24 protein-coding genes are annotated in these 26231 nt (G+C 61.2%); 14 read left to right on the top strand and 10 right to left on the bottom strand.

What is annotated here, in order from left to right; translation table 11 throughout:
* Positions 1-195: 195 nt before the first annotated feature.
* The 4 genes from ACUN8C_RS15270 (at position 196) to ACUN8C_RS15255 (ending at position 7216) form a co-directional block, all read left to right on the top strand.
* Positions 196-2196 (top strand): OPT family oligopeptide transporter, encoded by a 2001-nt coding sequence (locus tag ACUN8C_RS15270; RefSeq protein ID WP_445620016.1) that lies wholly within the window; start codon positions 196-198, stop codon positions 2194-2196.
* 231 nt (positions 2197-2427) lie between these two features.
* On the top strand, positions 2428-3543 hold the full coding sequence (locus tag ACUN8C_RS15265; RefSeq protein WP_445620015.1) for a metallophosphoesterase: 1116 nt from the start codon (positions 2428-2430) through the stop codon (positions 3541-3543).
* Between the two features lie 286 nt (positions 3544-3829).
* Entirely contained in the window at positions 3830-5608 is a 1779-nt protein-coding gene (dld, locus tag ACUN8C_RS15260) for a D-lactate dehydrogenase (RefSeq protein WP_445620014.1), read from the top strand.
* Between the two features lie 102 nt (positions 5609-5710).
* Entirely contained in the window at positions 5711-7216 is a 1506-nt protein-coding gene (locus tag ACUN8C_RS15255) for a YifB family Mg chelatase-like AAA ATPase (RefSeq protein ID WP_445620013.1), read from the top strand.
* 32 nt (positions 7217-7248) lie between these two features.
* Here the strand turns inward: ACUN8C_RS15255 and ACUN8C_RS15250 are convergent, their stop codons facing one another.
* On the bottom strand, positions 7249-7593 hold the full coding sequence (locus ACUN8C_RS15250) for a hypothetical protein (RefSeq protein ID WP_445620012.1): 345 nt from the start codon (positions 7591-7593) through the stop codon (positions 7249-7251).
* Positions 7594-7816: 223 nt separating this feature from the next.
* Between ACUN8C_RS15250 and treA the strand changes: the two genes are divergently transcribed.
* The 3 genes from treA to ACUN8C_RS15235 all read left to right on the top strand — a co-directional run bounded on the left by treA (position 7817) and on the right by ACUN8C_RS15235 (position 11135).
* Positions 7817-9460 carry an alpha,alpha-trehalase TreA gene (gene treA, locus ACUN8C_RS15245; protein WP_445620011.1) on the top strand — a complete coding sequence of 548 codons (1644 nt, stop codon included), beginning with the start codon at positions 7817-7819 and terminating at the stop codon, positions 9458-9460.
* A gap of 141 nt (positions 9461-9601) precedes the next feature.
* Positions 9602-10189 carry a GNAT family N-acetyltransferase gene (locus ACUN8C_RS15240; protein ID WP_445620010.1) on the top strand — a complete coding sequence of 196 codons (588 nt, stop codon included), beginning with the start codon at positions 9602-9604 and terminating at the stop codon, positions 10187-10189.
* Between the two features lie 58 nt (positions 10190-10247).
* Entirely contained in the window at positions 10248-11135 is an 888-nt protein-coding gene (locus tag ACUN8C_RS15235; protein ID WP_445620009.1) for a carbon-nitrogen hydrolase family protein, read from the top strand.
* Here the strand turns inward: ACUN8C_RS15235 and ACUN8C_RS15230 are convergent.
* Positions 11122-12234: a sulfite oxidase gene (locus ACUN8C_RS15230; RefSeq protein ID WP_445620008.1), complete on the bottom strand. Its 1113-nt coding sequence runs from the start codon at positions 12232-12234 to the stop codon at positions 11122-11124. The genes ACUN8C_RS15235 and ACUN8C_RS15230 overlap by 14 nt on opposite strands.
* A gap of 83 nt (positions 12235-12317) precedes the next feature.
* Positions 12318-13349: a lipopolysaccharide kinase InaA family protein gene (locus ACUN8C_RS15225; protein ID WP_445620007.1), complete on the bottom strand. Its 1032-nt coding sequence runs from the start codon at positions 13347-13349 to the stop codon at positions 12318-12320.
* Between ACUN8C_RS15225 and ACUN8C_RS15220 the strand changes: the two genes are divergently transcribed.
* Positions 13348-13635 carry a hypothetical protein gene (locus ACUN8C_RS15220; protein WP_445620006.1) on the top strand — a complete coding sequence of 96 codons (288 nt, stop codon included), beginning with the start codon at positions 13348-13350 and terminating at the stop codon, positions 13633-13635. The two genes, ACUN8C_RS15225 and ACUN8C_RS15220, sit on opposite strands and share 2 nt — an antisense overlap.
* A 29-nt stretch (positions 13636-13664) precedes the next feature.
* Here the strand turns inward: ACUN8C_RS15220 and ACUN8C_RS15215 are convergent, their stop codons facing one another.
* The 5 genes from ACUN8C_RS15215 to ACUN8C_RS15195 all read right to left on the bottom strand — a co-directional run bounded on the left by ACUN8C_RS15215 (position 13665) and on the right by ACUN8C_RS15195 (position 18048).
* Complete coding sequence (locus ACUN8C_RS15215) at positions 13665-14696, bottom strand: hypothetical protein (RefSeq protein WP_445620005.1); 1032 nt, start codon at positions 14694-14696, stop codon at positions 13665-13667.
* Positions 14697-14957: 261 nt separating this feature from the next.
* On the bottom strand, positions 14958-16046 hold the full coding sequence (locus tag ACUN8C_RS15210) for a pyridoxal phosphate-dependent aminotransferase (RefSeq protein ID WP_445620004.1): 1089 nt from the start codon (positions 16044-16046) through the stop codon (positions 14958-14960).
* A gap of 51 nt (positions 16047-16097) precedes the next feature.
* A complete protein-coding gene (locus ACUN8C_RS15205; RefSeq protein WP_445620003.1) occupies positions 16098-16619 on the bottom strand; it encodes a hypothetical protein in 522 nt (173 codons plus the stop codon).
* Positions 16616-17617, bottom strand: a complete 1002-nt coding sequence (locus ACUN8C_RS15200; protein ID WP_445620002.1) for an alpha/beta hydrolase — start codon at positions 17615-17617, stop codon at positions 16616-16618. Before ACUN8C_RS15200 ends, ACUN8C_RS15205 begins: the two co-directional genes overlap by 4 nt.
* Positions 17618-17661: 44 nt before the next feature.
* Positions 17662-18048 (bottom strand): DUF423 domain-containing protein, encoded by a 387-nt coding sequence (locus ACUN8C_RS15195; protein WP_445620001.1) that lies wholly within the window; start codon positions 18046-18048, stop codon positions 17662-17664.
* 161 nt (positions 18049-18209) lie between these two features.
* On the opposite strand from ACUN8C_RS15195, the gene ACUN8C_RS15190 reads away from it, so the two are divergent.
* From ACUN8C_RS15190 to ACUN8C_RS15170, 5 genes are all read left to right on the top strand, one after another.
* Entirely contained in the window at positions 18210-19691 is a 1482-nt protein-coding gene (locus ACUN8C_RS15190; RefSeq protein ID WP_445620000.1) for an alanine/glycine:cation symporter family protein, read from the top strand.
* A 59-nt stretch (positions 19692-19750) separates the two neighbouring features.
* Positions 19751-19951: a sulfur carrier protein ThiS gene (gene thiS / locus ACUN8C_RS15185; protein ID WP_445619999.1), complete on the top strand. Its 201-nt coding sequence runs from the start codon at positions 19751-19753 to the stop codon at positions 19949-19951.
* 59 nt (positions 19952-20010) lie between these two features.
* Complete coding sequence (locus ACUN8C_RS15180) at positions 20011-20814, top strand: thiazole synthase (protein ID WP_445619998.1); 804 nt, start codon at positions 20011-20013, stop codon at positions 20812-20814.
* A gap of 42 nt (positions 20815-20856) precedes the next feature.
* A complete protein-coding gene (gene trmB, locus ACUN8C_RS15175; RefSeq protein WP_445619997.1) occupies positions 20857-21576 on the top strand; it encodes a tRNA (guanosine(46)-N7)-methyltransferase TrmB in 720 nt (239 codons plus the stop codon).
* Positions 21577-21887: 311 nt separating this feature from the next.
* Positions 21888-22382 (top strand): hypothetical protein, encoded by a 495-nt coding sequence (locus ACUN8C_RS15170; protein ID WP_445619996.1) that lies wholly within the window; start codon positions 21888-21890, stop codon positions 22380-22382.
* Positions 22383-22768: 386 nt separating this feature from the next.
* Here the strand turns inward: ACUN8C_RS15170 and ACUN8C_RS15165 are convergent, their stop codons facing one another.
* Both ACUN8C_RS15165 and ACUN8C_RS15160 read right to left on the bottom strand, forming a co-directional pair.
* Positions 22769-23635, bottom strand: coding sequence for an FKBP-type peptidyl-prolyl cis-trans isomerase (locus tag ACUN8C_RS15165; protein WP_445619995.1), 867 nt, complete (start codon positions 23633-23635; stop codon positions 22769-22771).
* Between the two features lie 117 nt (positions 23636-23752).
* A complete protein-coding gene (locus ACUN8C_RS15160) occupies positions 23753-24259 on the bottom strand; it encodes a TIGR02444 family protein (RefSeq protein ID WP_445619994.1) in 507 nt (168 codons plus the stop codon).
* A gap of 50 nt (positions 24260-24309) precedes the next feature.
* Here ACUN8C_RS15160 and ACUN8C_RS15155 point away from each other — a divergent pair, with 50 nt between their 5' ends.
* Positions 24310-26226 carry an ABC-F family ATP-binding cassette domain-containing protein gene (locus ACUN8C_RS15155; RefSeq protein ID WP_445619993.1) on the top strand — a complete coding sequence of 639 codons (1917 nt, stop codon included), beginning with the start codon at positions 24310-24312 and terminating at the stop codon, positions 26224-26226.
* The last annotated feature ends 5 nt before the right edge of the window (positions 26227-26231 follow it).

Genomic DNA, 26231 nt, shown 5'->3' with positions numbered 1-26231 from the left:
ATGAGCAGCCGGCTGCGCCGTATTGACACGAAAGCTCGACGTTTCGCCTGCAAATGAAGTAAAACCCTCCCCCTGCGATTTACCTTAAGGCCCGAAACAGCGTGTCGGGCATTGTCATGGTGCGTGCCAGCGGTTGCGATGGTTGCCCCGAGGCTGCCCGGCCAGCAGGGCGCGTACGCATCAGGAGTGGTTTACATGTCTCATGCCAACGGGCAGACGCTGCCCGAACTGACCCTGCGCGGCATCGTGCTGGGCGCACTGATTACCGTGGTGTTTACCGCCTCCAACGTCTATCTCGGTCTCAAGGTCGGGCTGACCTTTGCCTCCTCGATTCCGGCAGCGGTGATCTCCATGGCGGTGCTGCGCTACTGCCGCAACGCCAATATTCTTGAAAACAACATGGTGCAGACCCAGGCCTCGGCGGCCGGGACGCTGTCAGCGATCATCTTCGTGCTGCCCGGGCTTTTAATGATCGGCTTCTGGGCGGGCTTTCCGTTCTGGCAGGCGTTTTCAATCTGCGCCATCGGCGGCATTCTGGGCGTGCTCTATACCATTCCGCTGCGTCGGGTCATGGTGGTGCAGAGCTCGCTGCCCTACCCGGAAGGGGTGGCCGCGGCCGAGATTCTCAAGGTGGGCGAGAGTAAGACCGGGGGCGACGGCGCCCAGCGCCAGCGCACCGGCGCCGGAGACATTGCCCTGGGGGGCGTGGTGGCCGCGCTCTTTACCCTGCTGGCCAGCGGCTTTCGTGTACTCGCCGACGGCATCAGCCTGTGGTTCAGCGCCGGCCGCGCCGCCTTTCAGCTCTCTACCGGCTTTTCTCTGGCGCTGGTCGGGGCGGGCTATCTGGTCGGGATCGTCGGCGGCATGGCGCTTTTGATCGGTCTGCTGATCGCCTGGGGGGTGGCGGTGCCCTGGCTGACGCTGACCCATGCTCAGGCCCCCGGGCAGTCGCTGAGTGAACTGGGCATGTCACTGTGGTCCAGCGACGTGCGCTTCATGGGCGCCGGCACGATCGCGATTGCCGCGCTCTGGACGCTGGGCACGCTGTCGAAATCGCTGGTTCAGGGCATGCGCCACGCGCTGGCCGGCGCTGCCAGAGCGGACAACAGTGTCATCGAGCGCACCGATCGTGACCTGCCGGGCGTCTGGATTCTGAGCCTGGCCGGCGTACTGCTGATCGCGCTGCTGGCCGTGTTTGCCGTGTTCATTCAGGCCAATGCGCCGGAGCTTTCGTCACAGGCCTTTTGGCTGCTGGTGATCGGCTGTGTGCTCTTTGCGTTTGTCTTCGGTTTTCTGATCGCCGCGGCCTGCGGCTATATGGCGGGGCTGGTCGGCTCTTCCAGCAGCCCCATTTCGGGGATCGGCATCATCGCGGTCATTCTGGTCTCGCTTTTGATCCTGGCGCTTTCCGGCATCAGTACCGACATTGCCGGCGCCGCCGGCGGGCAGTTGGCGGTAGGGCTGGCGCTGTTTACCACCTCGGTGATTCTGGCCATCGCTGCGATCTCCAACGACAACCTGCAGGATCTCAAGACCGGCTACCTGGTCGGCGCCACGCCCTGGCGTCAGCAGCTGGTGCTGATCATCGGCTGTGTGGTGGGGGCACTGATCATCCCGCCAGTGCTGACGCTTTTGTACAACGCCTATGGCTTTACCGGGGCACTGCCGCGCGAGGGCATGGACCCCGCCCAGGCGCTGGCCGCTCCGCAGGCCACGCTGATGTCGCAGATTGCCAGCGGCATCTTCAATCATGATCTTAATACCCACATGCTGCTGATCGGCGTGGCGCTGGGCGCGGTGTTGATCGGCATTGATGAGCTGCTGCGCCGCCGCGGTGGTGTGGCAAGGCTGCCGGTACTGGCAGTGGGGCTGGGCATCTACCTGCCACCGAGTGTGAACATGCCGCTGGTGATCGGGGCGCTGCTGTCGTGGTGTGTGGCGCGTCGCCTGGCACGGACCGATGCCTCCCGGCGCGAACGCTCGCAGCAACGGGGTGTACTGCTCGCCTCGGGGCTGATCGTGGGTGAAAGTCTGATGGGCGTATTGATGGCCGGTGTGATCGGCGTTACCGGCAGCAACGCGCCGCTGGCGCTGGTGGGCAGCGATTTTGCCACCACTGCCCAGTGGCTGGGCCTCGGGTTGTTTGTCGCCGTGTGTCTGGCCTTTTATCAACGGATTACGGCAGCGCGCGCATAAAGGCTGTGCCGTTGATGACCGCGCCCCGCCATTGAGCGGGGCGCGGTCGTTTTAAGCACTGTGTCAGGCGTGACGGCTTATCGCAGCCTTATCGATTCAGGACAGGGGCATGAGACTTCCGGATCATGCCCGGGTCGTTCGTCCGCTATCCTTTGTGCACCCTGTTCGATCAAACGTCCCTGATCCAACGTATTCGACCCAAAACGTCATCGCCCAAAAGAGTTCTGAACCATGTTCCATCTGGTTGCTGCCCTGCCCTGGGGCATTGTCGTGCTTCGTTATTTATTGCCGCTGACGGCGCCGCTCTGGATCAAGCTGGCTCTGGCGCTGGTGCTTCTGATCGTGGCCGAACAGCATCTGATCAGCCGCTGGCTCACCGGGTCGATCTTTTCCCCTGAAACGCCACGCCCCCTGTCGATGATCCTGAACGCCCTGTTTGGCGCGCTGATTCTGCTGGCGGTCTTTCAGCTGCTGCTGGATCTGGTCATGCTCATCACCATGCTGGTCAAGCAGCAGCGCATGGCCGCGCCCACCATGGCACGCTACCTGATCGGCCTGCTGGCGCTGGGTCTGGGCATCTGGGGCGTTCAACAGGCCGCCCGCGTGCCACCGGTCAAGGATATCGAGGTGACGATCCCGGGCCTTGCCCCGGCGTTTGAGGGCTATCAAATCGTGCAGCTCACCGATCTTCACATCAGCGGGCTTTTTCCAGAGGCCTGGACGCGAGCGGTGGTCGAGCGCACCAATGCGCTGGGCGCCGATGCCATCCTGATCACGGGGGATCTGATGGATGGCACGCTTGAAAATCGCCGTGACGATGTCGCGCCCCTGGCCGGGCTTCATGCTGCTGATGGCGTGTTCGTGATCCCCGGTAACCACGAATACTATTTCGGCTATGAGACGTGGATGCAGCACTACGCTTCACTGGGCATGCAAAGGCTGTCCAATTCGCATGCCTTGATCGAGCGTGACGGTGCGCGCCTGGCCATCGCCGGCGTCACGGACCCGGCCGGGCCGAGCCGCGGCCTGCCGGGCCCGGATGTGGCCGCAGCCGTTGAGGGGATTCCCGCCGAGGTGCCGATCATCCTGCTCGATCATCAGCCCAAAAATGCCCGGGAAGCGGCGCGTGAAGGCGTGGCCCTGCAGCTCTCGGGACACACCCATGGCGGCATGATAGTCGGCATGGACCGGATCGTGGCACGTGCCAACAACGGCTTTGTATCCGGGCGCTACGACGTGGACGGCATGACGCTCTACGTCAGCAACGGTACAGCACTGTGGATTGGCTTTGCCCTGCGCCTGGGCCGGTCTTCAGAGCTGACCCGCATCACCCTGCGCCATGAGTGAGAGCTTGCCCTGCCTCGTCAGGGGCGGTGTCGGGCACGCCTGAGTGACCGGTGCGGGTCAGCCACTGGTAATGGGGCTGCATCGGTTTCACAATGATGTTCTGATGTAGCGCCGACACCCGCATGACAGGCACGCCTGCCATGCTCCCTGATGTTCCCGCCGTTGCCCGATGGGTCGATGACTGACCCGCCACATGCGGATGCCGACCTGCCGGAAACGTGCTGATGGACCAGGCCCGCGAGGCGATTGATAGCCGCCTCAATGCGGCGATGCTGTGGAGACTTCAATGACGACCTATCGCCAGACCCTTGATCACCCCACCCTTGAGAGACAACCCGCCGATACCGCCGAGCGCGAACAGTTCATTGCCCGGCTCGAGACGATTGCGGGTCGGGACTTCGTGCTCAGCGATGAGGTCAGTACCCGGCGCTATCGCACCGGTTTTCGCTTTGGCACCGGTCGCGCGCTGGCCGTCGTGCGACCGGGCAGCCTTTTGGAGCAGTGGCAGGTGTTGAAGGCCTGCATGGAAACCGATCGCATCGTGATCACCCAGGCCGCCAATACCGGCCTGACCGGCGGCTCCACACCGGATGGCGACGATTACGACCGCGAGATCGTGATTGTCAGCACCCTGCGGATGAACATCATCCAGCCCATCGATGACGGCCGTCAGGTGATCTGCCTGCCCGGCGCCACGCTGGATCAGCTCGAAAAGACGCTGGCGCCCATGGGGCGCGAGCCGCACTCGGTGATCGGCTCCTCATGTATCGGTGCCTCGGTGTTTGGCGGCGTGTGCAACAACTCCGGCGGCTCGCTGATCAAGCGGGGACCTGCCTATACCGAAATGGCGCTCTATGCGCGCATGAGCAAGGCGGGCGAGCTCGAACTGGTCAACCATCTGGGCATGCGGCTCGGCGACGATCCGGACACCATCCTTGAGCGTCTGCAGCGTGGGGATTACCGCGAATTCGACATCGACAAAAGCGATGCCGCGGCGTCTGATCCGGACTATCACCGACACGTTCGTGACATCGAGGCCGATACCCCGGCGCGTTTCAATGCTGACCCGCGCCGGCTGCATGAGGCGGCCGGTTCCGCCGGTCGGCTGATGGTGTTCGCCCTGCGCCTGGACACCTTCGAGCAGGAGAAAAACCCGAAGGTGTTCTACATCGGTACCAACACGCCCGCAGAGCTGACCGAACTGCGCCGGCAGATATTGTCTGATTTCGAGACGCTGCCGATTGCCGGTGAGTACATGCATCGCGACGCCTATGACATCGCCAAACAGTATGGCAAGGACACCTTCCTCACCATTGAAAAGCTGGGCACCCATCGACTGCCGGCGCTGTGGGATCGCAAGAACCGTATCGATGACGTCTGCAATCGGCTGGGCTTTCTGCCGGACTATGTCACCGACCGCGTACTGCAAACGCTCGGCCGGCTTTTCCCCGATCATCTACCCAAACGCATGAACGACTATCGCGACCTTTTCGAACACCACCTGCTGCTCAAGGTCGGCGAGGAAAACGTGGCGCGTACCCGGGCCCTGCTCGATAAACACTTCGCCACGCGAGAGGGCGAGTACTTCGAGTGCAGTGATGACGAGGGCAAAAAGGCCTTCCTGCACCGCTTTGCCGCAGCCGGCGCTGCCGGGCGCTATCGCATCATTCATGGGGATGAGGTCGAGGACATCGTGGCCCTCGATGTGGCGTTAAAGCGCAACGAGCGTGACTGGCTGGAGGTCCTGCCCGATGACGTCAATGCCCGGATGATCCACAAGCTCTACTACGGCCATTTCTTCTGCCACGTGATGCACCAGGACTACATCGTCAAAAAGGGCACCGACTGTCTGGCGCTTGAGCACCGCATGTGGGCACTGCTGGATGCGCGAGGCGCCGAATACCCGGCTGAACACAATGTGGGCCATCTCTATCACGCCAAGCCGGCTCTGCGCGCGTTCTATCAAAAGCTCGATCCCTGCAACTGCTTCAATCCTGGCATCGGCCAGACCAGCAAGCAGCGTCACTGGGGAGAACAGGACAAGGAGACCGCCTCAACGCGCTGATGGCCGTCTCGGTTAAAGTCTCGGCAGGGCGCAGCCGATGCTAAAGGAATGTCTAATGCACGCCGCGGGAGGCGGCGTGCCGATCCCATTCTGGAGCCCTGCATGCTTGCGATCATTCCCACCCGTGCCAGCGTCGGGCTGGCCGCGCCTGAAGTCGTGGTCGAGGTGCATCTCTCCAACGGACTGCCGGGCCTGGCCATCGTGGGCCTGCCCGAGGCGGCCGTGAAGGAAAGCCGCGAACGGGTGCGCAGTGCGCTCATCAATGCAGGCTTTGAGTTCCCCGCCAAACGCATCACCCTCAATCTGGCCCCGGCCGATTTGCCCAAGGAGGGTGGGCGCTTTGACCTGCCGATTGCGCTGGGCATTCTGGTCGCCTCCGGGCAGATCCCGCAGGAAGCGGTGGGCAACCTTGAGTGCGTGGGAGAACTGGCACTCGATGGTCAGCTGCGCGCCGTGACCGGCGTTCTGCCGGCGGCACTGGCAGTGGCCGATGCCGGGCGTCAGCTGTTATTGCCAACGGCCAATGCCGATGAGGCCGCACTGGCTGGCGATCTGGAAGTGCTGCCGGTGTCCAGCCTGCTGGAAGTGGTAGCGCATTTGACCGGCGAGCGGCGCATCACGCCACATCAGCTGGCCGAGCCGCCCGCAGCCACCGTCGCCGCGGCAGATCTGTGTGACGTACGCGGTCAGCATCAGGCACGTCGCGCGCTGGAAGTCGCCGCGGCTGGAGGCCACAATCTGCTTTTCGCAGGTCCGCCAGGCACCGGCAAGACCATGCTGGCGAGTCGGCTGGCCAGCATTTTGCCGCCGTTGACCGAGAGCGAGAGTCTGGAAGTAGCAGCCATTCGCTCAGTGTGTGGGCTTGATATCCTCGAGCGCTGGGGGCAGCGTCCGTTTCGTGCCCCGCATCACGGCGCCAGCCCCGCTGCCCTGGTGGGTGGCGGTTCCAGGCCCCGCCCCGGCGAGATCTCGCTGGCCCATCAGGGCGTGCTCTTTCTCGATGAACTGCCGGAGTTTGACCGCAAGGTGCTGGAGGCCATGCGCGAGCCGCTGGAATCCGGTCGCGTTCATATCGCCCGTGCCAGTCATCAGCGCGAATACCCGGCCCGGTTTCAACTGGTGGCGGCGATGAACCCTTGCCCCTGTGGTCATCTGGGCGACCCGCGCCAGCAATGCAGCTGCACCCCCAATCAGATTCAACGCTATCAGGCGCGCCTTTCGGGTCCGCTGCTGGATCGCATCGATCTACAGATCGAAGTACCGGCGCTGCCCGCCGAACAGCTCACGGCCAAAACGCAGGGCGAGAATTCCGAGACCGTGCGTGCGCGCGTAATGGCCGCGCGAAAGATCCAATATGCCCGTGGTGGCCTCAACGCCCATCTTTCCACCAGCGAGCTGGAAAGTGCCTGCGCACTGGGCGATGACGAACGTGCCTGGCTCTCCGGCGTGCTGGCACGGCTCAATTTATCGGCGCGGGCCTATCACCGTGTGCTCAAGGTCGCGCGCACCATTGCGGATTTAAACGGTGAGGCAAAAGTCGAGAAGGGCGCCCTGATGGAAGCGATCGGCTATCGCCAGCTCGATCGGATGATGGGACGAGGTGTTTAATTAATTGACGACATGGCCTGATACCTGAGGTATCAGGCGTTGATGGCATTCGCCATGCGGGCAAAGACCGGCGCGCACTGGCCGTGCCAGTAGCTGTCGAAATCGAAGTGGCCCTGTTCATGCTGATACCAGCGGTAGGCATCTGCCTTCAGGTTCTCTGCCTGGCGGCTTTTCATGTTGGCGCCCCGCTGATTGAAGGCCGACTGCAGGATGTTGAACGCCTCTGGTTCAAACCCCTTTTCGGCGCCGGTCACCGCACAGGTATAGATGGCAACTGCCTGGCTGCCGGGGGTGTTGAATTCGTCGCTGATATAGTCCGCGGCCATCGCATCAAGCGAGGCTGTCAGCAAAACGGCGGTCAATAGTAGCGTCTTCATTGTCAGGCCCCTGATGATTGCCATGGTCGGTGGTTGTTACCGTTTATCGACCTTTTAAGCACAAAACTTTACGTATGGTCACTTAATGTGGCGGTGCCCTTCGTCCAATGGCGCATCGCACTTTGATAGGCGTGCGCTAATATGAAATCGGCCCTGCGAGGTCGTTTTGAGGCGCCCGGGCGTTGACCGGGCTGGCGCGGGCAAAGGAATGAAGGGGACGAACATGCAGGCAGGAGTATTCAGACACACGCTGCAGCGTGGAGTGACAGGGCTTGCGCTGCTTGCCCTGTTGGCTGGCTGTGCCAGCAGTGGCGGTGCGGGCGGTGATCCCAAAACCTCGGCGCAATCCCCTGACCGCGCCTGGTGGCCGGTAATGGAAGCCATCTCCAGAGCGGACTTGTATGAGGATGAAAAAACGGTGGTGGATCTGATCCCCCGTCGTGATCCGAGCCTGATTGTGGCGGACTATCAGACGCGCACCGCCAGCGGGCCGCTCTCCCGGGCGGCGCTTGAAACCTTCGTCAACGACAACTTCAACGAGCCGCCTGGAAATGCCTCGCGCCTGTCCGAGGATGCCGGCACGCCCATCGATGAGCACATCAAGCATCTCTGGCCCTATCTGACGCGAGACCCTGCCGCCACCGATGAGGGGCAGTGGAGCAGTCTGGTAGTATTGCCACACCACTATGTGGTGCCAGGCGGTCGCTTCAACGAGATGTTCTACTGGGACAGCTTTTTCACCATGCTGGGGCTGGCCCACAGTGACCGCCATGATCTGGTGCGTGACATGGTGGACAACTTTGCCTGGCTGATCGATCAGTACGGCTTTATTCCCAACGGCACCCGCACCTATTTCCTGACCCGCAGTCAGCCGCCGTTTTTTGCCTCGATGGTCGGACTGCTGGCCGAGCATGATGGTGACCGGGTCTATCAGCGCTATCTGCCCGAGCTTTCGCGGGAATATGACTACTGGATGCGTGGCGCCGAGTCTCTGGCACCGGGCCAGGCCAGTGAACATGTGGTCAGACTGGAAGACGGTACGCTGCTCAACCGCTACCACGGCAGTGAAAACACGCCGCGTCCGGAATCGTATGCCGGGGAAATTGCGCTGGCGGAAAAGGCATCCAATCGACCGGCCGCGGAAGTGTATGGCGATCTGCGCGCCGCTGCCGAAAGCGGCTGGGATTTCAGCTCACGCTGGATGCGTGACGGCAGCCAGCAGACCACCATTGCCACCCGGGACTTTCTGCCGGTGGATCTCAACGCCCTCCTGTTCCATCTGGAAAAAACGCTGGCCCACGCCTGGCAGCTTGAAGGCAACCAGGCGCGCGCCGAACAGTTCGACAAACTGGCCGAGACGCGCCGCGAGGCGATCAATCGGGTCTTCTGGGACGCCGATCGTGGCCTTTATACCGACTACAACTGGCGTGATCAGCACCTGAGCCAGGTGGTCTCCACCGCCACGGTCTATCCGCTGACCTTTGGGGTGGCCGATCAGGGTCGCGCTGATGCCACGGCCGGTGCCATCGAACGCGAACTCCTGCGGCCCGGCGGCCTGGTCACCACCAATCGCCATACCGGCGAGCAGTGGGATGCGCCCAACGGCTGGGCGCCGCTACAGTGGCTGGCGGTGGAAGGGCTGTCCCGCTATGGCCAGACGCGACTGGCCGGCACCATCGCCCGGCGCTGGATCGACACCAATCAGCGCGTCTATGACCAGACCGGCAAGCTGGTGGAAAAATATAACGTGGAAAACCCGGGCGTGGGCGGTGGCGGCGAGTATGAGGTCGTCGACGGCTTTGGCTGGACCAACGGCGTGCTGCTGGATCTGATGGCGCGCTATCCGCAGGCCGATACCACGCCCTGAATCGACACCGGGTTATCCACACCCGCTCTCATGAATGCCCGCGCCGGCGCCTGTGGACAGACAGGCGCCGGTTCGGGGCAGCATCCCCCTCGTCGGTACGCTATCCTGCACGATCCGTTGACAGGGTACGGAGGCGTTTCGATGCAGCTGATTCATCTTCAGGGCGCGCAGATTCGACAGTGGCTTGACGCGCTGGCGGCGCTGCGCATCCGGGTCTTTCGTGAGTTCCCCTATCTCTATGATGGCTCGCTCGACTACGAGCGTGACTATCTGGAAACCTACGCGCAAAGCGATGACAGTCTCTGTGTGCTGGTGCTCGATGGTGAACAGGTCGTGGGCATGAGCACGGCCCTGCCGCTGGCCCATGAGGATGAGGCGTTCAGGCGTCCCTTTATCGAACAGGGCATCGAGGTTGAGACCGTCTGCTATTTCGGCGAATCCATTTTGTTGCCCGAGTATCGCGGCCAGGGGCTGGGGGTGCGCTTTTTCGAGGTGCGCGAGGCCCATGCCAGAGCGCTTGCCGGCGTACGTCATACGGCCTTCTGCGCGGTAGAGCGCCCTGTCGATCATCCGCTGCGCCCGGCGGGTTATCAGCCATTGGACGCCTTCTGGCAGCGGCGCGGTTATACGCACCGCCCCGAACTCTACGCCCGCTATGAGTGGCAGGACATCGACGCCACGGCGCCGGACCACAAAACGCTGCGTTTCTGGCTCAAGACGCTCGACTGAGGTCGCCGCGACCTCCGGGGCGTCCGCCCCCGATTTTCCCTTTTATCAAGGAGTGCCCATGCATCTGGCCCTGTGTCAGTACGCCATCGAGCTGTTTGAACACCCGCATGAGTATCGAGAACATCTCGAGTCACTCATTGAACAGGCGGCCCGCCGCGGTGCCGAGCTTCTGGTCATGCCGGAATATTCAAGCCTGGTCATGACCGGCCAGATGCCGCCGGACGTGCGCGGTGATCTGCATGCCTCCATTGCGGCCCTGCAGCCGATGCTGCCGGCCTGGCTTGAACAGTGTGAAGCGCTGGCGAAGCGTTTCGGGATCCATCTGGTGCCGGGCAGCGCGCCGGTGCTGGACGATGACGGCGTCTATCGCAACCGTGCCTGGATGTTTGGCCCCAGTGGACTGATCGGTACCCAGGACAAGTTGATCATGACGCGCTTTGAGCGCGAGCACTGGGGCATTGAAGGCGGCAGCGGCCTGCAGGTGTTTGATACGGCGCTTGGCAGGCTCGGCATTCTGATCTGCTACGACAACGAGTTTCCCATGGCCGCGCGCTTACTGGCCGAGCAGGGCGTGGACCTGATCGTCTCACCGAGCTGCACCGATACCGAGTCCGGTTATTACCGGGTACGCACCGGCGCGCGGGCCAGGGCGCTGGAAAACCAGATTGCCGTGGCCGTATCGCCTACGGTAGGCGAGGCGGCCTGGTCGCAGGCACTGGATTACAACTACGGGCGTGCCGGGCTCTACGTACCGGCTGATATCGGCATGCCGGCCAACGGCGTGGTAGCACAAAGTGAAAACATTACGATCGATCGCAGCTCGTGGCTGCATGTCGAGCTGGACCTTTCTGCCATCGCCGCCCTGCGCGACGACGGCCAGGTGCTGCTGCGCCGTGACTGGCCGGAGCAATTCGATCCCGAGCGGATGTATGTCATCGAGAAGTGATCCGGTCCTGTGGCTGGCAGTCGGCTTCACGATCATCGGCATAAAACGTGACCCGCGTCACGGCGTTATATAGACAGCCATGATCGTTCCAGATCATGCTGTCCGGCTGTTCATGGCCGCGGTCGTCACGGGCGCGTACCTGCAAAACATGGCGGCCGGCGTCGAGCTGGCAGGTCAGTGACCAGCAGACCCAGGCGCCGGCGATGTTGGGGGTGTGCAGGGTGGCGTTCTGCCACGCGCCGTCATCAAGACGGCATTCCACCGCGGTGATCTGCCCCTCACCCGACAGGGCGCGCCCACGCAGAATCGCGTCTCCGGCGCCGAATCGGGCATCGTCTTCAAGATCCACCAGACTCATGACCGGCATGGTGGTGATGGGCACACCGTCGGCCTCGCCTTCGGCCGGATAATCGGGGCCGGCCAGGGTGTAGTCCTGCGTGTTCCAGTACGTGTTGAGCGCATCACGCGACACCTCAAGGCGACCCAGCCATTTGACGCTGGCCGCGCCCAGCCAGCCGGAGACGACCAGTCGCGCCGGAAATCCGTGGTCGATCGGTAGCGGTTCGCCGTTCATGGCCAGTGCCACGATCGTGTCATCGGCGAGTGCCTTGTCGATCGGCAGTGGACGGGCAAAGCGGCCGCTGTCGAGCCCTTCCGGCAGCACATGAAAGGCGTCGTCTTCAAGGCCTGCCAGGGCCAGCACGTCGCGCAGACGCACGCCGCTCCATTCCGCCACCCCGACCGCGCCCTGGCCCCACTGGGCGCCTTCGGCGGCCGTGCCGAAGTCGCGGGCAAAGCAGGCGCGCGCATTGCCGGCACATTCGATGGCGCGAATGACACTGACGCGCGGGAGTCGCTCGAGATCGGCAAGACTCACAGACTGTTCGCGTGACAGGGCATTCCCGGTCAGCGTCAGCCGCCAGTCAGCGGCCTCAAGCTCGGGGATATCGAAATGGCTGCGCACAAAGAACTGACAGTTGGGGGTGAGATAGCCCGGCAGTCGGGACAGGCGTGTCTCGACGTTGGTGGCTCCCCCTTCTTCGGGGTGGCGGAAGTATTCGGCAGGCAGTGGCTTGAAAATGCCGGGGTGGTGACTCATGACGGGGCGCTCCAGACAGACCAGTGATGGCAACTCTCTAGAGCGTAGCGGCTTTTAGCGCCAGGTCAGGCCGGCCAGGGGCATCAGTGGCCGGAATAGGCCGGTACTTCATCTGCCATGGCCGGGTGATCCTGCGCCCAGACAATGACGGGTACGTCCGCATTCTTTTTTGAGGCGCGCACGCACTTCTCCAGCGCCGGGCCATCAATATTGACGCAAGGGGCGGTGACCAGCTTGCGACGGGACAGACTCTTGCTCAGCCGATAGCGCAGGGACAGGGCCAGCAGGGTATCGGTGGTCTCGTTCACACCGTCTGCGCCGGCAATACGGCGCTGCATGGCGCGTGCCTGGGCATAGCGTGTGGCAAGATCTGCTTCGTCACGACCGTAGAGTTCACGCAGCATCTTGCCGATCTGAAGCGCCGTGGACACGGCCGGCTGAGTAACCCGCGTCTCCATTTTGGCGCAGTCGATGGCGCGCAGAGGCGCTTCTCCATCCTGTGTCGACACCATCAGGTTGCCGTTATTAATGTCCAGATGGCAGATCCGGGCGTCATGCATGGCCTTGAGCAGGGCTTCCATGCGATACAAAAGCGAACGGCGCCCGTGCTCGTCAGCCGCCTGGAAGGCATCCCCCAGATTGATCCAGCCTTCAAGCCAGGGCTGGATCAGAAGCTGACGCGTTGGCAGGCCGGCGCGCAAACGCTCGCCCAGACACAGGACCTCGTGGCCCTGATGGGTCCGGTCATTGAGTGTCAGCGTATTGTCGACTTCGGCACTGCCGTGGTCGTAGCCGAAAAGCCGGTTCTGGAGGCCAAAAAAAGCGCCAAAACACTTTCGCGACGGTCTCAGGGCAATTTCCTTGGCAAAGAAATCCCCCTGCTCGGACTGGATGCGAAAGATGCTGCGTCCCTTGCGCTCACGCAGGGTGGTCACGGTCTTCGTGTCACCCGCGCGCAGATGCCGATCTATGCGCTCGGCAGCGTCACGGGCAGCATCATCATCGGCCAGCCACCACTGCCAGTCGGAACCGGGAAAGCGGATGGGGCCATGAAAATGGCGTTGAAGGACGTCGGGGCGTCCCAGGCGGCGACCTGTCGCTGTCGTGAACATCATGAAAATGAACCTGCCCGACCTGAATATAGAAAAGCCGATTCCAGAGAGGTCAGCCCCCTCGAATCAAGCACAAGCCCTGTTGCTTAACAGGCTAACGATGCAATTCGGCAAGAATAGAAACAATGTTTTCTTACGTCCAGACAATTTTAATATTTTTTTAATAAAATCTGTGCAGACCTTCTGTCTGGCAAGCCATACCTGGCCGAAAAGTACCTTGGGGAAAGGGCGAGAAAACAGAGAGAGGAAAGGCAGCGGGAAAGAGGAAAATAACAAAAGCCATCGCTGAAAGAGACAGCCCGCAAGACGGCATCGAGATTACAATGAAGACGGAATAACGCAATCCACATCGTGCTCCGGCATCTGAAGATCCTGCCAGTTTATAAGAGGCATATCCCTGTTTTTATAGGTACGCCGTGCCCTGGCTTCCAGCTTTCTACCCTCGATAGTGTTGAAGGGTGATATGAGCAGCCGACGTCGCGAGATGGTTTTACTCATTCTGTAGCGTAGTGAGACGGCCAACAGGGCATCTACTTCCTCGCTGAGCTCAACCTTGCCGGTGATACGGCGCTGCATGTGTCGTGCAAGTGATAGCTGTCTGAGGAAATGCTCGGGCTCACGTCCTTCCAGCTCACGCAACAGCTTGCCAATGTGAAGGGCTGTTGCCAGCTCTGGCCGGGCAACGTCGACCACCATCTTGTCACAATCGATAGCATGCAGGGTTGATGTCGCATCATCAGGGTCGATCATGATATTGCCGTGATGCAGGTCCATATGGAAAAGGCGCGCGCCATGCAATGAGGCAAGAAGTTCTTCGACTCGCAGCAGCAGCTGTTGACGATGGCAGGAAGAGGTCGAATGCCACAGCTCACCAAGGCCTATAGTGCCATCAAGCCACGGCTGGATCAGAAGCTGCTGATGGGGAACACCGTAGCTCAGGCGCTCGCCCATACAAAACACCGGAAGCCCATGAGAAGTGCGCTCATGCATTGCTAGGGCATTGGTAACCTCGGCACTGCCATGATCAAAACCCAGGAGAGAATTTTGATGGCCTGTCAGGGCGCCAAACCGTTTTCGAAGGGTCAGCAGCGGAATGCGTTTGGCAAAGGCGTCACCATGTTCGCCGTGAATGCGATAGGTGCTGCGCCCCTTGAAGGTTCGTAAGGTTTCAACATCGTGACCGTCCTGCCCCTGATTCAAAAAGGCATCCATACGACGAGCAAAGGTTTCGGCGTACCTGTCGTGGCTGATCCACCATTGCCATGGCGAATTTCCAAAGGAGATCGGCTTTTTAAAATCCTGTCGCAGTCGACGAGGGCGCCATCGATGGGGAAGCACGACAGAAGGCATGACAGGCGTCCGGTAAAGGCATCAGAACAGCGTGTGTCTCAGGCACAATTGAAGCAGTGCTCACCTTGCAGTAAAGCCGCCGACCACACGCTGGTAAATGATGTTGATGAGAGTGTTACTGTTGGTAAATGTAAGAAATGAACTACTCCCTTGTCCAGAAAATTTTAATAAAACCTTCATGAATGTGTAGTAGTAGATGAACACCGAAGAGCCATGGTCATTGCGATCGACCTGACACCGCGATGCAGGATAATCACTGAATTATTTAACCAAGGCGTTTTGCAGGGCACTCAGGCGACCCGGCACCAAAGCGTCTTCGACGGCTGAAATACGCAGGATATCGCCGAGCGCCGGGTGTGGCGGGCGGTGAACAATCACGCCGTCTGCCAGCAGTGCCTGCTGTACTTCAAGAGCGCTTTCGGGCCCGGGCATGCGAATGGCCACGAAGTTGGTGGCCGAGGGCAGCACCTCGGCGCCCCATGCCTGTAGTTGCTCGGCCAGTTGCTCGCGTCGTTCAATCACGCTCTGGACGTGGCGCTCAACCTCCTCAACGTGAGTCAGTACCACGGCTGCGGCCGCCTGCGCCACCGAGGAGACGGCGTAGTGAATGCGTACCTTGTACATCACCTCCAGCAGCTCGGGGTCGGCGATGGCGTAACCGATGCGAAGACCGGCCAGCCCGTGAGCCTTGGAGAAGGTGCGAAGGCGCACGACACCCGCTAAAGGCGTGTTGTCGCCCTGGTCGGGGCGAAATTCATGATAGGCCTCATCCAGCAGGAGATGGCAGGTCGGTGGCAGATTGTCGACGAGACAGGCGATATCGGTGGCGTTCAGACAGTGACCGCCGGGGTTGTCCGGGTTGGCCAGATAGACAAGCCTTGCGTGATGCAGCCAAGCGGCCTGAATCAGGGCGTCAACATCGGGCGCCAGCCTACCTGGGGCCTGCTGATAGGCCACCTCGACCAGACGACAGCCATGGCCCTCGGCAAAGTAGCGAAAGGTGGGATAGGTGCCGGCACTGGTGATCACGGTCGAGCCGGTATCGCACAGGGCGCGCAGGGTCAGGGCGATCAGGCTGTCAGCGCCGGCATCCACCAGCAGGGTGTCACGTGGGGTGCCCAGCTGTTTGGCCAGCTGCTGGCGCAGTTCAAAGGCCTGAGCATCCCCGTAGGTGCGTGCCAGCTCGGCCACCGGTGCACCCAGCGCCTCGGTCAGCGCGCGATGCGGCATGTCCAGACCTTCGTTGGAGCCCAGCTGATGAGGCAGCGCATGGCCCAGACGTCGCTCCAGTGCCTGACGTCCCGGGAAGGGGTTGGTCGGCCCTTCGCGATCAAGATGAGATGCACGCACGAAAACACACTCCACGTCATGAATGTAGGAAATCAGGCCGGTGAGAGCAGATCAGGGCGCCGGCGTCATGGCGGCTTCCGACAGGGGCAGGCCCAGCGCATCAAGGGCGCCGTCGATCTCCTTTTGCCACCAGATATCGTCACTGTCGCCGCGCCTGAGCGTCAACGTTAGTGTATAGGGATAAAGCTTTCGATCCGACAGGGTGATGGCCCCCAGCGGTGCCTGCAGGCGCGAGGAGAGTCGCCATTGATTGGCAGGCGCATCGGGCTGCGCCGGTGCCTCGCTCACGGACAGTACCTGTGGCGCCTGCCGGGCGCTGAGCAGTCGACGCGTCAGGGCATCATTGAAGCGGGCATCAGCCCGGGTCCCGAAGTCGGCATCGGCCTGAACCGGCGTGACAAGAATGACGCGACTGTCCGTGCCATCCGGCCAGGGCGGGGCCTTTAGCACGTCGGCCGCCGCAGTCTGGCCCAGATTTTCAAGGGGCGTACGATGACGGGCGGTATCGCTGTCCATTCCGGCGCAGCCTGCCATCAGCAGGGTCAAAAGCGCCACGCAAATCCATCGCATCATGACGGTGGTCCGGGCATATCGGCAGTGGCAGTGCATGGGCCTTCGGTCTGTGTGATCAGAAAATGGTGCAGATCCCTGAAAAGGGCCTGGCGAATATCCGGTGACTCGTTGACCAGATGATGTCGGGCGTCTGGATGATAGACGATTCGGGCCGCCGGCAGCAGCCGACGCAGCACCTTGAGGTTCCACTGCCAGTCCACGGTGGCATCCTGTTGTCCCTGCAAAATCAGCACCGGCAGCGTGCAGGGCGGCAGCCCTCGGACATGGGCCATCCAGTCGCGCATGGCCGCGACCCAGACCAGCGGCAGAGCCCTGGCCTGCAGCGGATCCCTTTGATGCAAAAACGCCGTAAAGTCGAGATTGGTCGTATTGGGCCGGTAATGGCGCGGAATACTGCGGATAAAGGGTGTGGCCAGGCGGTGCATCAGATGAGAACGATGCCACTTGCAGGGCCGTACCAGCGGCGCCAGCAGTACCAGCGCCTGCCAGGGATGACGCTCAGGGCGCTCCAGAACATCGGTGGTGACGATGGCGGCGCCGGTACTCTGTCCTAGCCCGATCAACGGTGGCTGTACAAGGCCCTTGTCACCCAGCTGCGTGAGCAGCGCCCGCAGGCACTGAGTGTAGGTGGCAAAGTCATCGATGGCGGCACGCTCGCCGCTGGACAGTCCGTGCCCCGGCAGATCCCAGAGCACGACGCGAAATCCGCTGTCCAGCAACAGTCGCAGCAGATGGCCATAAAGGCCCAGATGATCGAAATAGCCGTGTACGACCATGATCGTGCCGCGCAGCGAAACACGCGGCGTCCAGACCTGGGTCCAGAGGCGAAACTCGCCGACCTGCACGTGGCCCGACTCGATGTCACTGACCTGCGTGATCAGCGTGTCCAGTCCGTAATGACGAAAATACTGGTCCATCACGCCGGAGGGCGGCAGGGACAGGGGGGCCAGCGGGCCAGCCTCCAGCAGATCGGAAAAATCGGGTAAGGACATTGTCATGAACGCTCATGTTCACGCCACGCCGGTCGCGCAGCCCGGGATCATTATGAGGGCTCGGGGCGTCGGCGCAAGGCAGTGACGGCCAGCATGGCCCAGCCGGCCATCATCGCAAGACCTCCCAGCGGCGTGATCGGCCCCAGCAGGGCCGGGCCGCCCAGTGCCAGCAGATACAGCGAACCGCTAAACAGCACAACACCTGCCCCCCAGAGCATCAGCACGATACGCTGCCCCTTGAGGGCCACGACCTCACGCCAGATCAGAATCATCATGAAGGCCAGCGTATGCCAGGCCTGATAGCGTACACCGGTATGCCAGGCGTTGAGGGCGCGGGCGTCCAGCCGGTCCGCCAGGCCATGGGCGCCCCATGCACCCAGCACCACAACGCCCAGTCCCGACAGGGCCGCAACAAGCCAGAGAAGGCGTGATGGCATCGGGTATACTCCTATCGAATCGGGCATTCGCCCTTGAATCCGTGTATGGTCGCACGCACGCGCCCGAGCCACCAGGTAGCGCGTGTGGGTCGGTGGCTCTGATCAATAACACACCACAAGAGTAATGCCTCTGTGACAGCGAGGCATGGCGGGGATTTCCCATGGAATTTATCACTACCGTTGAAAATGCCATTTATGCCGTAACGAACCCGATCAGCGGTTTTATCTGGTCGTTCATACTGGTTTATCTACTGCTTGGCGCCGGCATCATCTTTACTGTCGCAACCCGGTTCATGCAGTTTCGTCTGATAGGCCATATGGCTCGCGTGACCTTTACCAGCCGGGGCAGCGGTGAGGGCGTCAGTGCCTTCCAGGCCTTTGCGACCTCACTGGCCGCGCGCGTGGGCACCGGTAACCTGGCCGGTGTCGCCCTGGCACTGTGGGTCGGCGGCCCTGGCGCCATCTTCTGGATGTGGATGACCGCCATCATCGGTCTGGCCACGGCCTTTATCGAATCTACTCTTGGGCAGGTCTACAAGGTCGAGCACAAGGATGGCGTCTTTCGCGGTGGCCCGGCCTATTACATCGAGCGAGGGCTTGGCCAACGCTGGATGGGCTGTCTGTTCGCCATCTTTTTGATTATTGCCTTTGGTCTGGCCTTTTGTGGGGCGCAGTCCAATACCATCGCCCAGGCCGTCGACAGCGCCTTTGCCGTGCCGACCTGGATTACGGGGGTCGTACTGGTCGCCCTGACTGCACTGGTCATCTACGGCGGGATTCGCTCGGTGGCACGCGCGGCCGAAAAGATCGTACCGCTCATGGCGATTGCCTATCTGCTGGTCGCGCTCTATGTCCTTTTCACCAACCTTGGTGACGTACCGGAAATGCTGGCACTGATCGTCAAGAGTGCCTTCGGGTTTGGTCCGGCCATTGGTGGTGCAGCGGGCTACTCCATCAAGGTGGCGATGGAAAACGGCATCAAGCGCGGACTGTTCTCCAACGAGGCCGGCATGGGCTCGGCGCCCAACGCGGCGGCCACGGCCACCGTCAAACATCCGGCGGCGCAGGGTCTGGTGCAGTCCTTTGGTGTGGTCATTGATACCCTGATCATCTGCACCTGTACGGCCGTGGTGATTCTGCTTTCCGGTGTGTATGACACGCTGATGACGACCTCGCCCGGTCAGTCCATCGAGGGGATTACCCTGACTCAGGAAGCGATGGTCGATCACCTGGGCAGCTTCGGTGAAATCTTCATTGCCATTGCGATCTTCTTTTTTGCCTTCACCTCGATTCTGGCCAACTTCGCCTACAGCGCGGTCAACGTCGAGTATCTGTTCCCGCGCCACGGTGATCGGGCAGTATCGATTATCCGTCTCATGATTCTCGCCATGGTCATGATCGGTGCGGTGGCCAACCTGACGTTTGTGTGGAACTTTGCCGATCTCGCGATGGGCCTGATGGCGACCACCAACCTGATCGCCATGCTGCTGCTGGCGCCGGTAGCGCTGCGCGTGTTGAAGGACTACGAGCGCCAGCGCAAAAACGGGGTCAGGGAGCCGGTATTTGATCCCTCCGTGCTCAAGCATCCCGAGCAGCTGGCAAAAGGTGTCTGGACGCCTTCGGAAAACGCCGCGAAGCAGTAGGAGTGCCTCCGGCCTCGACGTTATAATGCGTCGTCCCTGACGACAACGCAGGATGTGACATGCAGCTATACATCAACGGGGAGGTGCGGCGGGTCGACCGGATCGAAAGTGTTGCCGATCTGGTCGAGTCGCTTGGGCTGACCGGGCGGCGCATTGCCGTGGAAGTCAATGAGGCCATTGTGGCGCGCACTCGCCATGCGACAACGACGCTCAACGAGGGCGATCGTGTCGAGATCGTTCATGCCATCGGCGGCGGCTGAGACGCCCGCGCCGACAATGACTGGATCAGAACCCGTGCGTCGGGTTCGAGGAGAACATCATGAGCACCGATTCCCGGTGGGATACCCCCTTGCAGATTGCCGGGCGAACCTTCGCTTCGCGTTTGCTGGTCGGTACCGGCAAGTATCGAGACCTTGAAGAAACCGGCGCCGCCGTTGCGGCCAGCGGCGCTGAAATCGTGACGGTGGCCGTGCGCCGCTCCAACATCGGCCAGAATCCGGATGAGCCCAATCTGCTCGATGTCATCTCTCCCGAGCGCTATACCATCCTGCCCAACACGGCCGGCTGCTATAACGCGCGTGACGCAGTACGCACCTGTCAGCTCGCCCGCGAGCTGCTTGATGGTCACAACCTCGTCAAGCTGGAAGTGCTGGGCAACGACCATACGCTCTATCCCAATGTGATGGAGACCCTCAGCGCGGCGCGTACGCTCGTCGAGGATGGCTTTGATGTCATGGTGTATACCAGTGACGACCCGATCGTGGCCGCCGAGCTTGAGTCGATCGGCTGCTGTGCGGTCATGCCGCTGGGGTCGCTGATTGGCTCCGGTCACGGCCTGCTCAATCCGCATGCCCTGTCACTGATCATCGACAACGCCCGCGTACCGGTACTGGTCGATGCCGGTATCGGCACGCCGTCCGATGCGGCCATGGCCATGGAGCTAGGCTGCGACGGGGTACTGGTCAACTCGGCCATCGCCCACGCCCGTCAGCCTATCCTGATGGCCAGTGCCATGAAAAAGGCCGTTGAAGCCGGGCGTGAAGCCCGCCTGGCCGAGCGCATGGGCAGAAAAACCTATGCCGCCAGCCCTTCATCGCCCACGGAAGGCCTGATCACCGGCTGATCCGGGGCATGACCCGTTCCACCGTTTTTGACGATATTTGTGATGACAGAAGACACCGCGCCGGCTCCCGAGTCCGGCGAAGACACGCCGCATCGCGGCATCAAGAGTTATGTGGTTCGCAGCGGGCGCATGACCCTGGCCCAGCGTCGCGGTCTGGAAGACGTTTTTCCGCGCCTGGGACTGACACTCGCTCACGGGCGGCTGGATCTGGAAGCGCTGTTCGGGCGCCGGGCGCCGTGTGTGGTCGAGATCGGCTTTGGCATGGGGAGCTCGCTGCTCGAGCAGGCCATGGCCAACCCGGACACCGACTTTATCGGCATCGAGGTCCATCCACCGGGGGTGGGCAAGCTGCTCGATGATGTCGACAAGGCAGGATTGTCCAACGTGCGGGTGTATCGCGAGGATGCACTCAAGGTGCTCGATGACTGCCTGCCGGCCGAATCGGTCAATACGCTGCAGCTCTTCTTCCCTGATCCCTGGCCCAAAAAACGCCATCACAAGCGTCGAATCCTGCAGCCGGCCTTCATTGAGCGGGTGCGTCGCGTGCTCGAGCCGCAAGGCCGCTTCCACATGGCGACCGACTGGCAGCCCTACGCTGAATACATGGTCGAGACCATGAACGAGGCGCCCGGGTTCGTGACGCTGGCACCTGAGGGAGATTACGTTCCGCGCCCGGACTTTCGTCCCCTGACCAAGTTTGAAACCCGCGGTGAGCGGCTGGGTCATGGCGTCTGGGATCTGATCTATCAGCGCAGTGACTGATCCAGCCGGCATCACGGGCGGTGTCCAGGGTTCGATGTCGGAAGGTCTTCATGGCCGACGTAAAAAAGCCGCCCAATCGGGCGGCTCAAGGACCGTGACTAGCTTGATGAGGAGATGAACCACTCGATACCTGACATATCGGGTTGTTCATGTGGTGACTGGCGATCACCACATCTCAAAGATAACCATTCTCATTTGGCCGGTCAAGACAAATGAGAATATTTTTTAAATGAATGCCTGCTGTTATTGGCGCCCGGCTTCATGACTGCTGCCGGGCGTTGTCCAACGCCTGCTCGATCACCGGACGCTCCATGTCGATACCCGATTCTCCTGCTCGAATCCCCTCGCTTCGCTGGCTCAACACGCTGGTGGTGGTCACATTGATGACGGTTACCGTGGCCATCGCCTATCTGGGTTATTACTACGTCGGGGCCGGCAATCGATCGCAGGTGACCTGGTTTGCGCCCGAACTTGACTGTCAACCGCTGGAGGAGCGCTGTTTTACGGCTCTGGGGCGATTCGGTGATATGCAGACGCAGTGGAACTATCAGAAAGGGCAGCTGAGCGTAGAGATGGTGCTCACCGGGTTGAAGGCGGAAGAGGTGAGGATGCAGCTTGAAGAAACCGGCAGTCGCTGGCGTCAGACAGCCATGACTCTGGATGCCGTATCGGCGGGTCACTACCGCGGTACGTTTGATATTCCGCTGTGTGGAACCGACACCCACCGTGCAAGAGGCAGTCTTGTGGTGACCACCCCCAGGGGACTTTTGGGCAGCTGGTACGATCTGTCACTACCGTGTCACTGATGCACAATGTCACGCGATCTGAAACATGAATTTCCCTATTAATTATCCACACGGCGTTGGGAATTTTTGCTTGACAGAAAGCAAAGCCACCCAAAGTGGATAATTTCACTCCGTTGACTCATGTTTTTCTAAATAATGATGAGAAACAAAGTGTTATGAGTTTTATGTCATTTTTCTTTGCAGGAAGTGCCATAAGGTGGAAAGGGAAGTGCGACATTTATGCACAGGTGCTGCGGTAGTCATTATAGAGAACCTCACAACCTTATCCACAGGGTGTTCGAGCAGGGTTTATCCACCGTCTGTAACAGGTTGTCAGGCACTAAAAAACCACCGGGCGATCAGGCCCGGTGGTTAAGAAAGCGCCCCGTATTGCCGGCCTGGCTGGCCTATTGGGCTTTGGTGCCTTCTGCCTGATCAACGCTGGCATCGTCTGCCTGATCGGCACTGGTGTCATCGCTGTCTGCGCTGGTGGCATCATCGCCCACGCCAAGCAGCTCTACCTTGAAGATCAGGGTCTGGTTCGGACCGATCGGGCCGGTGCCCGCTTCGCCGTAGGCCAGATCGGACGGCACGTAGATTTCCCACTTGTCGCCCGGGTGCATCATCTTCAGCGCTTCCTGCCAGCCGGGAATGACCTGATCGACCTGGAAGGTCACCGGCTCGCCACGCTCATAGGAGCTGTCAAAGACGTTGCCATCAATGGTGCGGCCTTCGTAATTGACGCGAACCTGATCTTCATCGCCGGGCTGTGTGGCGCTGTCGTCACCTTCATCCATGACGCGATACTGAAGGCCGGAGTCAGTGGTCTTGACGCCTTCCTTGCCAGCGTTTTCTTCCAGGAACTGCTTGCCGGTCTGGGCGTTTTTATCAGCCTCCTGCTTCATCTGCTTTTGCTGGTCGGCCACCATCTGCTGCTGATACTGCTGCAGGGCATCGCCAATCTGCTGATCGCTGAGACGGATATCGCTGCCGTCGTAGACGTCCTTGATGCCACTGGTGAAGTTATCAACATCCAGATCCTTCATGTCTTCATGAAGGTTGCGCGCAAGCGTGACGCCAACGGCATAGGCCAGCCGTGCCTGATCGGACTTGAAGTCATCCTTTTTCTGGGCGCTATCGTCGCCGCCCTTTTGCTGGGCCTGTTCCTGCGTTGCCTGCTTGTCGGCGTTCTTGTCCTTGCCGTCGTCAGCATCGGAACAGCCGGTCAGTATGATCAACGTGCTCAGAGTGACCGCGCTCAACAGTTTATTCATGAAATCTCCTTGTACACATGGTTATCAAGGGATGTTGGACAACACCCGATGAAAAAAATCACGCCAATCCCTGAAGGAATGTTGGCTGTCTTTCCACAAACGATCTTTAACGAACTATCAGCACGATGTGGGCGCCATATTCTCACTTTCAAGCCGTAGATGGGAAATCAGCTGGTGATGACGCGCGTTGAGCTCGCCAGTCAGTGGCCTTAAAAGGACTTCAAACGGCAGGTGTACAGGGCGGGTCTGGGTGGCTGACGCGGCCAGTGCCTCGAGCTGGCGCAGCGTTTCACGCTCGCTTTGAAGTTCGGCCTTTTTGATGTGGGTGCGCATCTGCTCAAGTTCCGGACGGTCTGCGGCCTGCGCCTTGAGGTCGCGTCTGAGCTGGCGCAGCGGCTGCGTATAGTGCTGCTGCCACTGGCGTACGGGCGCCAGCATCGAGTCCAGGTCTGCCACCGGTGCCCGGTCATGTGCCAGCAGCCACAGACCCCAGAGCAGTTCGCAGACATCAAGGCCTGCCTCATCCTGAAGCTCGAGCAGGGCGTCGCTGACGCCGGGACACTCATAAAGCGCCAGCGCCCAGGGCCAAAGCGCCGGGAGATTTCGGTTAGAATGGGAACCCATTGACTTGTTCATTCGACCACTTATCGGCAACCGGCCGGACAGGATACTGCATGATCGCATTTCGCCAGCTCGAGCTCCAACGCGGCGGGGTCCCGCTGATCGAGTCCGCAGACTTCATGCTCTCGATGGGGCACCACGCCGGTATCGTGGGCGCCAACGGCACGGGCAAATCGAGCCTTTTCCAGTTGATTCTGGGGCAACTGACGCCCGAACGCGGCGAGATAGCGCTCAATGGCGGGGTGCGCATTGCCCACATGAGTCAGGAGATCGTGACGCTTTCCCGCAGCCTGACCGATTTCGTGCTCGATGGCGATCACGCCCTGCGCGAAACACAGGCGGCGCTGGAAGCCGCCCGCGAAACTGGCGAGCACCACCGTGAGGCCGAGTTGCATGGCGCCATCGAGTCACTTGATGGCTATACGGCCAAAGCCCGAGCCGAGCAGCTGCTGGTCGGTCTTGGCTTTGCCCAGCGCGATCTTGAGCGGCCGCTGTCGGATTTCTCGGGGGGCTGGCGCATGCGCGCCAATCTGGCGCAGACGCTGTTCAAGCCGTCCGATCTGATGCTGCTCGATGAGCCGACCAACCACCTGGATCTGGACGCGTTGCTGTGGCTTGAGCAGTGGCTGGTGCGCTATCCCGGCACGCTGCTTTTGATCTCGCACGACCGGGACTTTCTCGATGCCGTGTGCGATCACATCGTGCACTTTGATCAGCGCCACGTGCAGCTCTATCGCGGTAACTTCACGACCTTTGAGCGTACGCGCGCCGAGCGACTGGCCCAGCGCGAGGCCGAGCGCGAGAAACAGCAGGCCCGTCGCGCCGAGATCGAGGACTTCGTGCGCCGCTTTCGCGCCAAGGCGACCAAGGCCAGGCAGGCCCAGAGTCGGCTCAAGATGCTCGAGCGCATGGAAGACATTGCGCCGCTGCGTGCCGAATCGCCGTTTCGTTTTCGACTGCCCTGTTCCGACAAGGTTTCTCACCCGCTGCTGTCGATCGATCACGCCGCCATCGGCTATGGCGAGGCGCCGATCGTTGAAAATGTGCGCCTGTCACTGGCTCCCGGCAGTCGTATCGGCCTTTTAGGTCCCAATGGGGCGGGTAAATCAACGCTGATCAAGGCGCTGACCGGAGAGCTGGCCCTGCTCAAGGGCGAGCGTACCGAGGGGGAGCATCTTGCGGTCGGCTACTTTGCCCAGCATCAGCTGGACGCACTGGATCTCAATGCCAGTGCCTTCACGCATGTTCAGCGCCTGTCACCGCAGGCTTCCGAGCAGGTCATTCGCGATTTTCTGGGCGGTTTTGGTTTCCGTGGGGATGATGCCTTCGAGGTGATCACTCGCTTCTCGGGCGGAGAGAAGGCGCGTCTGGCGCTGGCCCTGATTGCCTGGCAAAAGCCCAACCTGCTGCTGCTCGATGAGCCGACCAACCACCTGGATCTGGACATGCGTGATGCGCTGACGGAGGCGCTGGCCGCCTTTGACGGTGCAGTCCTGATCGTTTCGCACGATCGCCACCTGCTGCGCGCCAGCGTCGATGAGTTCTGGTGCGTGGCCGATGGTCGGGTCGCGGCCTTTGACGGCACGCTGGACGACTACCGAGTGTGGCTGAAAAACCGCCTCACTGGCGCTGCGCGTGCGTCGACGGATGAGATCGAAGAGGGCGCAGCACCCAAAGAGGATCGGCGGGCCACGCGCCGCGCGGCGGCTGAACTTCGCGAACAGCTCAAGCCCTTGAAGAAAAAGCGTGACGCTGTGGAGAAGTCGATGGAAAAGGCCCAGAAAGCGCTCGAGGCGGTCGAGGAAAAGCTCTCGGACCCGGCGATTTACGAAGCCGATCAGAAGGCCCGGCTGACAGAGCTTCTACGCGAGCAGGGCGAATGGAAGACGCAGCTGGAAAGCGATGAACAGGCCTGGATGGAGGCCGAAGAGGCGCTCGAGGAGATGCAGGCGCAGCTCACCGCCTCCTGAAGCAT

Source organism: Kushneria sp. Sum13 (assembly GCF_052692355.1).
This window is presented reverse-complemented; position numbering and strand designations above follow the sequence as displayed.

Coding starts and splice junctions, on each gene's coding strand:
- ACUN8C_RS15180 (WP_445619998.1), top strand. CDS start 20,011: ATGAGCACCGATTCCCGGTGGGATACCCCCTTGCAGATTGCCGGGCGA.
- ACUN8C_RS15190 (WP_445620000.1), top strand. CDS start 18,210: ATGGAATTTATCACTACCGTTGAAAATGCCATTTATGCCGTAACGAAC.
- ACUN8C_RS15240 (WP_445620010.1), top strand. CDS start 9,602: ATGCAGCTGATTCATCTTCAGGGCGCGCAGATTCGACAGTGGCTTGAC.
- ACUN8C_RS15235 (WP_445620009.1), top strand. CDS start 10,248: ATGCATCTGGCCCTGTGTCAGTACGCCATCGAGCTGTTTGAACACCCG.
- trmB (WP_445619997.1), top strand. CDS start 20,857: ATGACAGAAGACACCGCGCCGGCTCCCGAGTCCGGCGAAGACACGCCG.
- ACUN8C_RS15230 (WP_445620008.1), bottom strand. CDS start 12,234: ATGAGTCACCACCCCGGCATTTTCAAGCCACTGCCTGCCGAATACTTC.
- ACUN8C_RS15200 (WP_445620002.1), bottom strand. CDS start 17,617: ATGACAATGTCCTTACCCGATTTTTCCGATCTGCTGGAGGCTGGCCCG.
- ACUN8C_RS15225 (WP_445620007.1), bottom strand. CDS start 13,349: ATGATGTTCACGACAGCGACAGGTCGCCGCCTGGGACGCCCCGACGTC.
- treA (WP_445620011.1), top strand. CDS start 7,817: ATGCAGGCAGGAGTATTCAGACACACGCTGCAGCGTGGAGTGACAGGG.
- ACUN8C_RS15220 (WP_445620006.1), top strand. CDS start 13,348: ATGAAAATGAACCTGCCCGACCTGAATATAGAAAAGCCGATTCCAGAG.
- ACUN8C_RS15160 (WP_445619994.1), bottom strand. CDS start 24,259: ATGGGTTCCCATTCTAACCGAAATCTCCCGGCGCTTTGGCCCTGGGCG.
- dld (WP_445620014.1), top strand. CDS start 3,830: ATGACGACCTATCGCCAGACCCTTGATCACCCCACCCTTGAGAGACAA.
- ACUN8C_RS15255 (WP_445620013.1), top strand. CDS start 5,711: ATGCTTGCGATCATTCCCACCCGTGCCAGCGTCGGGCTGGCCGCGCCT.
- ACUN8C_RS15170 (WP_445619996.1), top strand. CDS start 21,888: ATGTCGATACCCGATTCTCCTGCTCGAATCCCCTCGCTTCGCTGGCTC.
- ACUN8C_RS15195 (WP_445620001.1), bottom strand. CDS start 18,048: ATGCCATCACGCCTTCTCTGGCTTGTTGCGGCCCTGTCGGGACTGGGC.
- ACUN8C_RS15265 (WP_445620015.1), top strand. CDS start 2,428: ATGTTCCATCTGGTTGCTGCCCTGCCCTGGGGCATTGTCGTGCTTCGT.
- ACUN8C_RS15155 (WP_445619993.1), top strand. CDS start 24,310: ATGATCGCATTTCGCCAGCTCGAGCTCCAACGCGGCGGGGTCCCGCTG.
- ACUN8C_RS15250 (WP_445620012.1), bottom strand. CDS start 7,593: ATGAAGACGCTACTATTGACCGCCGTTTTGCTGACAGCCTCGCTTGAT.
- thiS (WP_445619999.1), top strand. CDS start 19,751: ATGCAGCTATACATCAACGGGGAGGTGCGGCGGGTCGACCGGATCGAA.
- ACUN8C_RS15215 (WP_445620005.1), bottom strand. CDS start 14,696: ATGCCTTCTGTCGTGCTTCCCCATCGATGGCGCCCTCGTCGACTGCGA.
- ACUN8C_RS15270 (WP_445620016.1), top strand. CDS start 196: ATGTCTCATGCCAACGGGCAGACGCTGCCCGAACTGACCCTGCGCGGC.
- ACUN8C_RS15165 (WP_445619995.1), bottom strand. CDS start 23,635: ATGAATAAACTGTTGAGCGCGGTCACTCTGAGCACGTTGATCATACTG.
- ACUN8C_RS15205 (WP_445620003.1), bottom strand. CDS start 16,619: ATGATGCGATGGATTTGCGTGGCGCTTTTGACCCTGCTGATGGCAGGC.